Source organism: Pseudomonas sp. B15(2017) (assembly GCF_002113215.1).
In the GTDB taxonomy this organism is placed as follows: domain Bacteria; phylum Pseudomonadota; class Gammaproteobacteria; order Pseudomonadales; family Pseudomonadaceae; genus Aquipseudomonas.
In genome coordinates, this window is record NZ_NEJZ01000002.1 from 310458 (window position 1) to 322835 (window position 12378).

At 61.8% G+C, this 12378-nt stretch carries 12 protein-coding genes; 1 reads left to right on the forward strand and 11 read right to left on the reverse strand.

Annotated elements, in window-relative coordinates; translation table 11 throughout:
• Nucleotide 1: 1 nt before the first annotated feature.
• The 10 genes from CAF73_RS04185 to argH form a co-directional block, all read right to left on the reverse strand.
• Nucleotides 2-1108, reverse strand: a complete 1107-nt coding sequence (locus CAF73_RS04185) for an enoyl-CoA hydratase/isomerase family protein (RefSeq protein WP_085702023.1) — start codon at nt 1106-1108, stop codon at nt 2-4.
• A gap of 190 nt (nt 1109-1298) precedes the next feature.
• Nucleotides 1299-1985, reverse strand: coding sequence for an HPP family protein (locus CAF73_RS04190; protein WP_085702024.1), 687 nt, complete (start codon nt 1983-1985; stop codon nt 1299-1301).
• A gap of 156 nt (nt 1986-2141) precedes the next feature.
• Nucleotides 2142-3320 (reverse strand): MFS transporter, encoded by a 1179-nt coding sequence (locus CAF73_RS04195; protein WP_085702025.1) that lies wholly within the window; start codon nt 3318-3320, stop codon nt 2142-2144.
• Nucleotides 3321-3337: 17 nt separating this feature from the next.
• The gene (locus CAF73_RS04200) at nt 3338-4690 is read right to left on the reverse strand and encodes an MmgE/PrpD family protein (protein WP_085702026.1); all 1353 of its coding nucleotides are present in this window, start codon (nt 4688-4690) and stop codon (nt 3338-3340) included.
• Nucleotides 4687-5577 (reverse strand): polysaccharide deacetylase, encoded by an 891-nt coding sequence (locus CAF73_RS04205; RefSeq protein ID WP_085702027.1) that lies wholly within the window; start codon nt 5575-5577, stop codon nt 4687-4689. The genes CAF73_RS04200 and CAF73_RS04205 overlap by 4 nt, the downstream gene beginning before the upstream one ends.
• Entirely contained in the window at nt 5570-6418 is an 849-nt protein-coding gene (locus CAF73_RS04210) for a polysaccharide deacetylase (RefSeq protein ID WP_085702028.1), read from the reverse strand. The genes CAF73_RS04205 and CAF73_RS04210 overlap by 8 nt, the downstream gene beginning before the upstream one ends.
• A 163-nt stretch (nt 6419-6581) precedes the next feature.
• Nucleotides 6582-7406: an ABC transporter substrate-binding protein gene (locus CAF73_RS04215; protein ID WP_085696078.1), complete on the reverse strand. Its 825-nt coding sequence runs from the start codon at nt 7404-7406 to the stop codon at nt 6582-6584.
• A gap of 39 nt (nt 7407-7445) precedes the next feature.
• Complete coding sequence (locus tag CAF73_RS04220; protein ID WP_007951284.1) at nt 7446-8210, reverse strand: amino acid ABC transporter ATP-binding protein; 765 nt, start codon at nt 8208-8210, stop codon at nt 7446-7448.
• A 10-nt stretch (nt 8211-8220) separates the two neighbouring features.
• Nucleotides 8221-9099, reverse strand: a complete 879-nt coding sequence (locus CAF73_RS04225; protein WP_085687163.1) for an amino acid ABC transporter permease — start codon at nt 9097-9099, stop codon at nt 8221-8223.
• Nucleotides 9100-9160: 61 nt separating this feature from the next.
• Nucleotides 9161-10588 (reverse strand): argininosuccinate lyase, encoded by a 1428-nt coding sequence (gene argH, locus CAF73_RS04230; RefSeq protein WP_085702029.1) that lies wholly within the window; start codon nt 10586-10588, stop codon nt 9161-9163.
• A 308-nt stretch (nt 10589-10896) separates the two neighbouring features.
• Here argH and CAF73_RS04235 point away from each other — a divergent pair, with 308 nt between their 5' ends.
• Nucleotides 10897-11862, forward strand: coding sequence for a LysR family transcriptional regulator (locus CAF73_RS04235; RefSeq protein WP_085696080.1), 966 nt, complete (start codon nt 10897-10899; stop codon nt 11860-11862).
• Here the strand turns inward: CAF73_RS04235 and CAF73_RS04240 are convergent.
• Nucleotides 11846-12373: a GNAT family N-acetyltransferase gene (locus CAF73_RS04240; RefSeq protein WP_085702030.1), complete on the reverse strand. Its 528-nt coding sequence runs from the start codon at nt 12371-12373 to the stop codon at nt 11846-11848. The two genes, CAF73_RS04235 and CAF73_RS04240, sit on opposite strands and share 17 nt — an antisense overlap.
• Nucleotides 12374-12378: the final 5 nt, after the last annotated feature.

The following is a 12378-nucleotide window of genomic DNA, read 5'->3' on the forward strand; positions in this document are numbered from 1 at the left end:
CTCAGCTCCCGCTCTCTTCAAAACCGTGGAAGAAACTCGCGATGTGCTCGGCGTGCAGCGCAGCAAGCGTCGGCGGGTTCCAGCGCGGTGACTTGTCTTTGTCGATCAGCAAGGCACGCACGCCTTCGATCAGGTCGCCGCGCTCGAACCACTGGCGATCCAGATGCAGTTCGAGGGCGAAGCAGTGTTCCAGGCTCAGGTGCCGGCCGCGACGGAGCATTTCCAGGGTCACGCCCATCGCCAGCGGCGAACGGGTTTCCATCAGGTCGGCGGTGGTGGTCGCCCATTCGTGGCTGTCGGCGACGGTCACGGCGCGCAGTTGCTCAACGATGCTCGGCACGTCAGGCAAGGCAAAGAAGTGATCGATGGCCGGGCGCAAGGCTTCAAGCGGCGCATCCGGCAAGGTTTGCACCGCGTGGCGGGCCAGCAGGTTTTGCAGGTCTTTCAGCGGCGTGTCGTGCCACTGCAACTGGTCGAGCTGTTCGTCGAGGGTGCCGAGTTTGCTGCTGTCCAGATACCAGTCGGCGAGGCCGCAATACAGCGCATCCGCCGCCCGGATCTGCACGCCGCTGACACCCAGGTAAATCCCCAGCTCACCGGGAATGCGCGGCAGGAAATGACTGCCACCGACATCCGGGAAATACCCGATCGCCACTTCCGGCATCGCCAGACGGCTTTTCTCGGTGACTACCCGCAGATCAGCGCCTTGCACCAGACCCATGCCGCCGCCGAGAACGAAACCGTCCATCAGCGCCAGCACCGGTTTGCGGTAGTGGTGGATCGTCAGGTCGAGGGCGTATTCCTCGACGAAGAAATCTTCGTGCAGCGTGTCGCCGCTTTTATGGCTGTCGTACAGGGAGCGAATGTCGCCCCCGGCACAGAAGGCTTTCTCGCCGGCACCGCGCAGCGTGACCGCGTGGATATCGGCATCAGCGGCCCAGGCGTCCAGGTGTTGCTGGAGCTGGCGCACCATGTCGAGGGTCAGGGCATTGAGACCGGCGGGGCGGTTGAGGGTCAGATGACCGATGTGATTGCGAACCTCGGCCAACACTTCGTGTGGCGTGGCATCCATGGACGAAGTCCGCGGGGATGAAGCCTGAGCAGTCATCACTAACTCCCTGCTTTTATTGTCTTTATTCGAGAAGCTCGCGCGCGAGCGTTACCGGATCGTAACAGTGCAAATTTGCCGTGTACAACGGGGATATGTGCATGGGCTGTCTGCATTTTTGCCTTAGCCAAAATGCACGGGATCGCCGCTTCTTTTCAATCGACAACGCTGACAGGCGCGGGCTCCTGGTTCAGCTGAACACCTGGCCAATGCTCCGCCGCCTGGCATGCAACTCACTGGCATGAATCAGCTGCTCCAGATCCTCCGGTGTGACATCGATGAACGCCTCCATGTCCGCCAGCGCCCGTTTCAGATCCTCGGCCGTGATGGACTGAATATCCACCGGCGCTACGGCTGGCGCCGGTTCGGCGGGGCGTTTCGGGTAGCGGATGCGGGTGAGGTTGTTGTAGGCCAGTGCGGCCAGCAGCAGGCATGCGGCGCTGAGCATCACCGGTTCCAGGGCTTTCCAGTCCATGGCGATGGTCATCGGGTCGGCCAGCACCATGGTCAACGCGACGGCGCCGGCCGGTGGATGCAGGCAGCGCAGCCAGCACATCAGGATCAGCGCCACGCCCGCCGCGAGGCAGGCGCTGCCCAGGGTTCGGCCGAGGACGTGGGCCACCAGCAACGCGACGACACCCGCGCACAGGTAGCCACCGATGATCGACCAAGGCTGGGCGAGTGCGCCGGACGATACCGCGAACAGCAGCACCGCCGAAGCGCCCAGCGGGCCGATCAGGTGGTAGGCCACTTCAATGCCGAACACCTGACTGCATGCCCACACGCTGAACAACGTGCCCAGCGCCATACCGATGGCGGCGCGGCTCCATTCGGTGGGGCGGGTGTTGATGGCGGCGGGCAACCAGCGAGCGAGCATGCAGATTCGATCCTTTGTGAAATTCAGGGCAAAAAAAAGGACTGTCCGTAAACGCGGAAAGTCCTTCGAAGAGTTCCAACTATTGGGGGAGGAACGCGCACAGTGTGCCAAGCAATCACGATGCTGACAAATTCATATAAATGCAGTTTCAGTGCATTATTTATGCAGTAAAGCCACGCGCCGCCCGCTCATGAAACACAGAAAACCACCCAGCGCGGTCAGTGCGCTGAGGGCGTAGAACATCGTCGGCGCCGGCGTATGCATCAGCAGGAAACCGCAAATCACCGGGCTCAATGCGCCGCCCAGCGCCGCCAGATTCTGCGCGCCGTAATAGCTGCCGCGCAGTTCCTCCGGGGCCAGGGTGTCGACGAACAGGAATTCCGACGGGTAAATGATCATCTCGCCAAGGGTGAAGATGAACATGGCGATGCACCAGGTCACCAGGCTGTCGGCCAGGCTGAAGCCGATCAGACCGAGGATGAACAGGCTGGTGCCGGCGGCGATCCAGTAGCGCAGTTTTTCCCGGTTGAGAAAGCGGCCGATCTGGTACTGCAACAGGATCACCGCGATGGCGTTGCAGGCGAGCAGGGCGGCCATGGTTTGCAGGGCTCGCTGCGAGTCTTCGACCACCAGCAGGTATTGCGACAGGTACAACGTGAAACGCCCGTGAACCACGGTGCTGAGCAGGCAACCGCAAGTGAACATGATGAGCGTGCGGTCGTTTTTCAGGGTAATCAGGGTTTTCAGGAAGCTCTGCGGCTGGCCGATGGCGGCGACCGGACTGGCGTCTTTCGGGATGCCGATCATCAGGAAGATGCTGCCGAAAGCGATGCCGGTAGCAATCAGGAACGGCGCAATCGGATACACCCCGGCGATCACCACACCGAGCATCGGGCCGGTGGCGTAGCCGATGTTGGTCAGGGTGTAGCGCAGCGAGAACGCCTTGGCCCGCTGGCCCATGGGCAGGTTTTCACTGAGGATCGCCTTGGAGCCGATCAGGAACAGCGCCGAGGCGGTTTCAGTAATGACCAGCGTCAGGGTGGTCAGGTACAGATCTTTGGCGAAGGTCAGCAGCACGAAGCCGATGGCACTGGAGAGCATCGCCAGAATCAGCAACCGACGCTTCTCGAGCCGGTCGATGATGTAACCGCCGTACAGCGCAAGCAGGGTGGCGATAAACACCGCGATGCCCAGCAACAATCCGACGTCCTGTTGGTTGAGGCCGAGCTTGTTGCTCAAGAACAGTGTGAGCAACGGACTGGTGATGGCGCGGCTGACGACGATGGTCAGCGAGACGATCATCAGGCGGCGGATAACGAGCGAGTAGGTGGCCACGGAAAAATCAAATGTCCTTATTCGGTTAACAGGTGCTCGAGATCGCGCACGGAGTCCAGCGTTTGCAGTTGCCGCAGCTGCGCCAGTAACGGCTCGGCCTTGACCGGTGAAATCACCCGCAACGCCAGACTGAAAAACTTTTCCTCCAGCGCCGCCTCACTCAGCGGATTACCCGGCGCGCCCAGCGGCACCTCGACACACAGGCTTGCTTCGCGCCCGTCGCGGGTTCGAACGACGACTACCGGCTCGCCATCCTCCGACAGTCGCTCATCCACTTCAAGGCGAATGCGCGTCAGCCAGTGGGCAATGCGCGGATCGTTGCGTGGCTGTTCGTCATAAGCCTCCAATCGGCAATGACCGTGTACCAGTCGCGCGGCGAGGGCGTAGGGCAGGCTCATCTGCGCAGCGGCCAGACTTCGGGTGTCGCGACCGCCGCACATGTCGAGCAGAAACCCGCACAAACTCACCTGGACGTCTTCCACCTGATCCGCGCCGACCTGTAATTGCTCCAGCAACAAACCGAGCGCATCGATGGCCGAATGAGTGCCACGACACGCGGCATAGGGTTTGATCGAACAGCGCGCGAGTTTCCAGACCCGTCGCAAATCAGCATTCAGCGCATCCGGCTGCGCACTGCCCGGCGCGAGGGTTTTAAGAAAACCACCCCAGACATCCTCGAACAACATCGACGGCCCACTGACACCTTCGCGAGCAAAACGCGCCGCGAGCAAACCGCCCTCGGCCGCACGGCCGCTGTGCAGTTTTTTGCTTTGCGAACCGTCATGGATGAACGCCCACAACCCACCGCTGAAACTGCCGGCGATGCCGAGCGCCGACACGGTTTGCCCGACATCTAGCGCAAAGATCCGCGCACAGGCCGCCGCCGCGCCGAACACGCCGCAGGTGGCGGTGGAATGCCAGCCGGCGCCGTTGTGCGCCGAATAACTGCCGCAGGCTTCCAGCACCCGCCGGCCGATTTCGTAGCCGATCACCACGGCGGTGATGAACTCGCGACCGTCTACCGGCCGATCCACCAGCGATAGCGCCGCCATCACTGCCGGCAACACCACCGCGCCGGAGTGGTCGCAACCGCCGGTGTCGTCCAGTTCCAGCGCGTGGGCAGCGATGCCATTGAGCAACGCCGCATGCCCCGCGCCGACGCGCAGTGACGAACCCCAGACCCGTGCGGTGCCCGGCTCTGCAGCGAACACCTGCCGTGCCTGAAGCGCTACCGCGTTGTCGGCCCCGGCCAGTGCTGCGCCGAAGGTGTCGAGAATGTGCCGCTTGGCCTGTTCCACCAACGCCGGCGGCAGGTCTTCAAACCGGGTCTCGACGCAAAACTGCGCCAGCCGCTGCATGCGTTCCGTCATACGAGGTAGTCCCGATAATGGCGTTCATACACCGACGCCGGATGATCCTGCGCGACCGGCGCCGCCGTTTGTGCCCACCACTGCGCGACTTCGGCGCCGGTGGCGATCCACACGTCATCATGCTGCTGAATGCCTTGCAGCAATTCGCGCAGCACGCCGATGCGCCCTGGCGTGGCAATGATTTCCGGATGCAGGCGCAGCACGTAGCACAGGCCGAAGCGGTGAAATCCGGCGAAGTCCATTTGCAGGTTGCCCAGGGTGTGGCTGTAGGAGGCGATCCGCGATTGCGCCGGCGGCACGGCCGGGCTCAGGTTGAAGGCGAAATAGGGTTCGTCTTCCAGTTCGTAATGCAACGGCAACTCGACGACTTCAGGCGCGGTTGGATGAAGGAACGGCAGGTCATCGCCGCGCCATGATGACGACCAGTGAATGCCGTGATCTTTCAAGGCTTCGATGAAGCCCGGCGCGCCGTTGCCCGCAGGGATCCGGAAACCGCTGGGATGCACGCCGGTCAAGGCTTCCAGCGCAGCACAACCCTTGGCGACCTCTGCGCTTTGTGTCGCCAGATCCAGCGTGTCGTAATCCTGATGGCGGTAGCCGGCGCAGGCGACTTCATGGCCGTCAGCCTGGATCGCGGCGATGTGCTGCGGATTTTCCTCGGCGACGATGCCGGGCACGAACCAGCTGCTGCGCACCCCGAGTTCCCTGAACAGGCCGAGCAAACGCTCGACGCCGCGTTGGGTGCCGTAGCGCCACACCGACAGCGTCTTGTCGCGCCCGGCGACTTCCGGGGCCTGGGTGAGAATGCCGTGGATGTCGTTGTAATCGACGGTCAGCACCACCGCGCAGCGTTTACCGGCAGGCCAGAGATTATTTGCGTCAGCCATGGTGATGCTCCTTCAGCCACCAGCGTGCGACGTCGCGGCAGGTGGCGAACCACACGTCATCGCGTTGGCGCATGTGTTCGAAGAGTTTCTCCAGCAACAGGATGCGTCCCGGTTTGCCAGTGATTTTCGGGTGGAACAGGGTGGTCAGGCACAGGCCTTCGTCCATCGCGCCGTCGTACTCGCGCTGCCAGTTGTCGAGGGTCAGCTCGTAGCTGGCGGTGCGGTCGAGCCCGGACGGAAAGTTCGGTGCGCGGGTGTAGGCGAGGGAGGCGTAGTCGTCCATTTCCCAGCGGCCGGGGATTTCCACCAGCGGCGTGTCGTGGCCGGGGACGTTGACCAGATACGGGCGATCGTCGCCGCGCATGCTGCTGGAATAGATCACGCCGTTGTCGGCCAGCATCGCCGGGGTTTCGGCGCGCCAGTCGCCGGACGGCGTGCGAAAGCCCTCGGCGCGGATGTGCAGGTATTGCCAGAAGACTTCGCGGGATTTGTTCATCACGGCCTGCTGCTGATCCAGCGTCAGGGCGTAGAAGGATTCGTGCTTGTAGCCGTGGTAGGCGACTTCATGGCCGCGTTCGACGATGGCCTGGCATTGTTTCGGCCAGTTTTCCACGACCCACGCGGGGACGAAGAAGGTGGTCGGGATCTTGAAGGTGTCGAGCAGATCCAGCAGGCGCGGCAGGGCGCGGTAAGGGCCGTAGCCGCCGAAGCCGAAATACTCGGGTTTGTGCCAGATCGAGTTGTCGAGCATGGCATCGCCGGTCGGGCCGTCGAGGTCGAAGGCCAGGGCCAGGCAGGCTTTGTGCTGGGCGGGCCAGGCGGGTTGGGGTGAACTGAGCATTGGGCGCTCCACACATGTAGGGACGTACGCTGTACCTGTGGGAGCGAGCTTGCTCGCGATGAGGCCATGTCAGTCGACATCTCTGGTGAATGACACACTGACTTCGTCGGAATGCCGCCCAGAGCAAGCTCGCTCCCACAATGGAAAGGTGGCGCTGACCGGATTACTTGCCCGCGTTAATGGTCACTTCCTTGATCGCACCCAATTCCAGATCCCACTTCTTCAGAATCGCGCCATAGCTGCCGTCATCCACCATGCTCTGCAGCGCCACTTTCACGGCTTCACTCAGCTCAGGCTTCTTCTTGCTCACACCCAGCCCGGTGAACTGCACGGAGATCGGTTGGCCGACCGTTTTGTACATGTCCTTTTCCTGGGTCTTGAGGTACGACAGGGTTTCGCTGCCCTGCATCGCCGCATCAATGCGGCTCTGGCGCAGTTGGGCGCGGGCGTCGGCCGAGCCTTCGGTGCCGACCACGTTGATCGCAGGCTTGCCGGCCGCTTCACAGTTGGCCTTGCTCCACTCGGCAATTTCCGACGGGAAGGTGGTGCGGCGGCTGGTGCCGACTTTCTTGCCGCACAGGTCGATGATCTCGTTGGTCGCGGTGTTTTTCTGCAAGGTGTAGAACTGCGGGCCGCTGGTGAAGTAGTCGACGAAGGTCACGCTGGCCTGACGCTCGGCGGTGTCGGTCATGCCCGACAGGACCATGTCCACGCGTTCGGTGGTCAGGGCGTTGATCATTTGCTCGAAGCCGGTCTCCTGCCACTTGATCTTGACCCCGAGGCGTTCGGCCAGGGCGTTGCCCAGGTCGTAGTCAAGGCCGGTGAGCTTGTTGGTGGCCGGATCCTTGAAATCCATCGGCGGATAGTTGGGCATGATCGCGACGACGATCTCGCCTTTCTCCTTGATGCTGGCCGGCAAGTCGGCGGCCACGGCGAAACCGCAAGACATGAGGGAGGTGAGTACTGCTGGAATGACGAAGTTCTTCATGGACGTTCTCTTATGAGTGTTGTGAAGGCCAAAGGGGCCTCAGGTTCGAACGGCAGAAATGAAGCTTTGGGTGCGCGGGTTTTGCGGACTTATTAGTATTTCTTCGGGGCTTCCAGCCTCCACGATCTGCCCGCCGTCCATGAACACCATGCGGTTGGAAACCTCCCGGGCGAAGCCCAGTTCATGGGTGACGACGATCATGGTCATGCCGGTCTGCGCCAGATCGCGCATTACCGACAGCACCTCACCGACCAGTTCCGGGTCGAGTGCCGAAGTGGGTTCATCGAACAGCATCAGCTTGGGTCGCATGGCCAGGGCGCGGGCAATCGCCACCCGTTGCTGCTGACCGCCCGAGAGTTCAATCGGGTAGCTGTTGCGTTTGTCGGCCAGGCCGACCCGGGCCAGCAGTTCCAGGGCTTCTTCGTGCGCCTCCTTGGGCGAACGCTTGAGCACCTGACACGGGCCTTCGATGATGTTTTGCAGCACAGTCATGTGCGGAAACAGATTGAAGCGCTGGAACACCATGCCGGTGGCCAGGCGCTGGCGAGCGATCTGCGACTCGTTGAGTTCGTGCAGCTTGTGCCCGACGACGCGGTAGCCGACCAGTTCGCCGTCGACCCAGAGGCCGCCCTTGTCGATCTTTTCCAGCTGATTGACGCAGCGCAGCAGGGTGCTCTTGCCCGAGCCGGACGGGCCGATGATGCACAGCACTTCGCCTTGCTCGACCTCGATGTTGATGTCCTTGAGCGCGTGGTACTGGTCGTAATATTTGTTCAGGCTCACGGCCTTGACGATGCTTCTCATGACGGATTCCTCAAGAACGCTTGCCGGCGCCGCGAGCGAAACGACGCTCCAGACGGCTTTGACCAAAGGACAGGACGGTGACGGTGGCCAGGTACCAGATACCGGCGACGATCAGCAGCTCCATGACCCGGGCGTTGGCGTAGTAGATGTTCTGGGCGTTGTAGAGCAGTTCCGAGTACTGGATCACGCTCGCCAGCGAGGTCATTTTCACCATGCCGATAAATTCGTTGCCGACCGGCGGAATGATGATTCGCATGGCCTGGGGCAGGATGATCCGGCGCAGCGCTTGCAGGCGTGGCATGCCGATCGACTTGGCCGCTTCGTACTGGCCGGTGTCCACCGACAGCAGGCCGGCGCGTACCACTTCAGCGGTGTAGGCGCCCTGGTTGATGCTCAAGCCGAGCAGGGCGGCCACGAACGGCGTCATCAGGCTCACGGTGTCGAGCTGGAACAGGCCGGGAATGCCGATGGTGGGGAAGATCAGCGCCAGGTTGAACCACAACAGCAGTTGCAGAATCAGCGGCGTACCGCGAAACAGCCAGGTGTAGGTCACTGCCACGTAGCGCAGGATCGGGTTGGCCGACATGCGCATGATGGCGGTGATGACCCCGAACACGATGCCCAGCGCCATGGCCAGCACGGCCATGATGATCGTGTTGAACAGGCCCCACATGATCGCTTCGGAAGTGAGGAACTGGCCGATGTACGACCATTCGATCTTGCCTTCGGCGAAGGCCCGCACCAGACCGATGATCGCGATGACGATCACGGTGGCGAAGAAGATCCGCCCGTAATAACGCCGTGGCACGTGTTGGTACTGGGTAATGTCGAACTGGTTTTCCGCCAGTTTGCGCTCCGCCTGGAGTCGTTCTGCCTGAGTCTGGCTCATGGTGTTTCTCCGTACACTGTACTTTTCGATCAACCCCCTCCCGGTGGGAGGGGGACCCGGCTCAGAGGCGGAAGCCCTGGTAGTTTTCGGTCCACTGTTGCTGCGCGGCGAGGGCGGTTTTCAAGCGGCCGATCTGCTCGCGCACCTGTTGTGGCGCGGTGCCGCCCAAACCGCTGCGGGCAGCGATGGCGGCTTCCAGGGTCAGGCTGTCACGCACGTCTGCCGTGAGACGCGGGTCGATCTCGGCCAGCAATGCCGGCGAGGCTTCCCACAATTCGAGGTCGTGTTTTTCGCAGGCTTGCACCAGCGCTCCGGTGATTTCGTGGGCTTCCTTGAACGGCACACCGCGCACCGCCAGCCAGTCGGCGACTTCGGTGGCGAGGGTGAAACCCAGCGGCGCCTGACGCCGCAGTTCCTCGACGTTGACGGTCATGGTCGCAACCATTCCGGCCATGGCCGGCAGCACCAGCAGCAAGGTGTCGACACTGTCGAGCACGCCGTTCTTGTCTTCGCTCAGGTCGCGGTTGTACGACAGCGGCAGGGATTTGAGCGTCGAGAGCAGGCCGGTCAGGTTGCCGATCAGGCGACCAGCCTTGCCCCGGGCCAGTTCGGCGATGTCGGGGTTTTTCTTCTGCGGCATGATCGAGCTGCCGGTGGCGTAGGCGTCATCCAGATCGACCCAGCGGAACTGGCGCGACGACCACAGGCAGAACTCTTCGGCCAGACGCGAGATATTGATCCCGAGCATGCTGGCGATGAACAGGAATTCGGCGACGTGATCGCGGCTGGCCACGGCGTCGATGGAGTTTTCGCAAACCCCGGCGTAGCCCATTTCCTTGGCCGATTGCTGCGGCTGGCGAGCGATGGCGGAACCGGCCATGGCCGCAGCACCGAGGGGCGACAGCGAAGTGCGCGCGTCCCAGTCCACCAGGCGCTGCACGTCACGCAACATCGATTGGGCGTGGGCCAGCAGGTGATGGGCGAACACGATCGGTTGCGCTTGCTGCAAGTGGGTGAAACCGGGGCAGATGCTTTCGACGTGCTGCTCGGCCTGATCCACCAGCGCCGTTTGCAGGGCCAGCACTTCCACGGCCAGGGTGCGCACGTGATCGCGCAGGAACAGGCGCAGATCGTTGGCGGTCTGGTCGTTGCGCGAGCGGCCGGCGCGCAGCTTGCCGCCCAGCGCGCCGAGGCGCTCGGTCAGCAGGCGTTCGATGAAGGTGTGAACGTCTTCGTCGTCCAGCGTCGGGGCGATGCACCCGGCAGCGAAATCGGCACCGATGCCGTCCAGGGCTTCAATCATCGTGCGGGTTTCCTGCTCGTCCAGCAGGCCGGCACGTTGCAGTTCCCCGGCGTGGGCCTTGGAGCCGGCCAGATCGTACGGCGTCAGGCGGAAATAGCGCTCGGGGCAACGGGACAGGGCCGCCAGGGCTGCGGACGGGCCGCTTTTGAAACGGGCGCCCCAGAGACGGTCGGTGGTTTGAGACATTTGTTGTTTTCCTCGTCGGTAAAGCGAACTGAAATCGGTGTGCATGGCCCTGAAAGTCGCGCTGGCTATTTAGCGAACAGCCGCGGACGGAATCAGGCCAAAGCAGTTTTCAAGAGGGCAGTTGCAAAGAGACAAGAGCTGATCGAAGTGTCAGCTTTTTATGTTTGTCGATCAGTGAGTTGGCACTGATGTTCGGGATTTTTTGGCGGTTGCCAAGGCTTGTTTTCTGTGGTCATTATTATTAGCCGGCGATGTTTTTGTTGTTGGACACAGATTGTTGAACATTGCGCCAGAGGTAAATCAGCATTATGGAAACCCCACTTTCCAATTCCGGAAACCCACCGGTCAAAACCGCTCACCGGGCACCTTTGGCCCTCAGCGGACTGGATTTCAAACTGCTCAAGGTGTTCAAGGCAGTAGTCGAGGCCGGCGGCTTCAGCGCGGCGCAAAACGAGCTGAACGTGGGCCTGGCCGCGATCAGCAAGCAGATCTCCGACCTGGAAATCCGCATCGGCATGCGCCTGTGTACCCGGGGTCGCGAAGGGTTTCACCTGACCGAAGAGGGGCGTCTGGTGTATCAGGCGTCGATTGACTTGTTTGCCTCGGTCGACAACTTTCGTGACCGTCTTAGTTCGGCGCAGAATGAACTTATCGGTGATCTGGGAGTGGGGGTGATCGACAATACGATCAGCGACGATAATTCGCCGTTAGTTGCCGCGCTTAGAAAAATAAATGAGCACTCGCCGAAAGTAAGGTTTCAACTTCAGGCGACCCAGTTGGATGAAGTTGAAAGAGGCGTAGTGGAAGGTCGCTTAGTGGCCGGAATCGTTCCGGTTTATCAAAAGCGCGAAGAATTCGATTATTACCCGCTCTATGAAGAACGCTCGCAGGCTTACTGCGCCGTCGGCCACCCGTTGTTCGACCTGCCGGCAGACCAGATAGGCGGCAACGTGCTGCAGGATTACGAGTGCATCAACCACCGCTATGCGATCCATCGCGACAAGCTCAACTTTGCCCGCTACGACAGTTATTCCGCCTCGGCGACCCAGGTCGAAGCGGTGGCGTTGTTGATCAAGACCGGGCGTTTCGTGGGCTTTCTGCCCCAGCATTACGCCGCCACGCTGGTGGCCGCCGGGCAGTTTCGCGCGGTGTGCCCGGAGCTGATCCACTTCGACACGCCGTTCAATCTGATCCTGCGACACAACACCGTGCGCAGCCCGTTGGTCAAGGCGTTTGCCCAGGCGTTGGGGGTTGATCTCAAGGCGACGGCGTGAGCACCAGGCGCATGGCGCAACGTCGCTCGCCGGGCAATCCGTGAGCGATTTCATTGCGCAATACTTGGTTCAGGCGCGCGTCGCAGTCTTCGGCGTTCAATAGCGCAAAACCCATGCGCTGATAGAACGGCGCATTCCATGCAAGGTCGCGAAACGTCGTCAGCGTCACCGCCCGAAGTTGCCACAGACGCGCTTGTTCAATCGCCGACAACAGCAACTTGCGACCGACGCCCCGACCTTGAAAGTGTTGGCTGACGGACAGTTCCTCAATGTGCAACTGTTGATCGACAGTCACCGCCCTTAAAAAACCTGCAAGTTGCCCGTCGTTGTTTTCCGCCACCCACAGTTCGTCCCGTTCAATGGCCGCTAAATGCGCCGAGGCCTGCGGCACAGCGGCATCTGCCAGCCAGGCCAGTGACGGGTCGAGGCGAAACAGCGCGGCGGCCGAACGCTCGATGGCGGGGAGGGCGATGGCATCGGCTGCCAGGGCCAGTCGCACGGTAAAGGTCATCAGTC

Coding starts and splice junctions, on each gene's coding strand:
- CAF73_RS04185 (WP_085702023.1), bottom strand. CDS start 1,108: ATGACTGCTCAGGCTTCATCCCCGCGGACTTCGTCCATGGATGCCACG.
- CAF73_RS04190 (WP_085702024.1), bottom strand. CDS start 1,985: ATGCTCGCTCGCTGGTTGCCCGCCGCCATCAACACCCGCCCCACCGAA.
- CAF73_RS04200 (WP_085702026.1), bottom strand. CDS start 4,690: ATGACGGAACGCATGCAGCGGCTGGCGCAGTTTTGCGTCGAGACCCGG.
- CAF73_RS04205 (WP_085702027.1), bottom strand. CDS start 5,577: ATGGCTGACGCAAATAATCTCTGGCCTGCCGGTAAACGCTGCGCGGTG.
- CAF73_RS04210 (WP_085702028.1), bottom strand. CDS start 6,418: ATGCTCAGTTCACCCCAACCCGCCTGGCCCGCCCAGCACAAAGCCTGC.
- CAF73_RS04215 (WP_085696078.1), bottom strand. CDS start 7,406: ATGAAGAACTTCGTCATTCCAGCAGTACTCACCTCCCTCATGTCTTGC.
- CAF73_RS04220 (WP_007951284.1), bottom strand. CDS start 8,210: ATGAGAAGCATCGTCAAGGCCGTGAGCCTGAACAAATATTACGACCAG.
- CAF73_RS04225 (WP_085687163.1), bottom strand. CDS start 9,099: ATGAGCCAGACTCAGGCAGAACGACTCCAGGCGGAGCGCAAACTGGCG.
- argH (WP_085702029.1), bottom strand. CDS start 10,588: ATGTCTCAAACCACCGACCGTCTCTGGGGCGCCCGTTTCAAAAGCGGC.
- CAF73_RS04235 (WP_085696080.1), top strand. CDS start 10,897: ATGGAAACCCCACTTTCCAATTCCGGAAACCCACCGGTCAAAACCGCT.
- CAF73_RS04240 (WP_085702030.1), bottom strand. CDS start 12,373: ATGACCTTTACCGTGCGACTGGCCCTGGCAGCCGATGCCATCGCCCTC.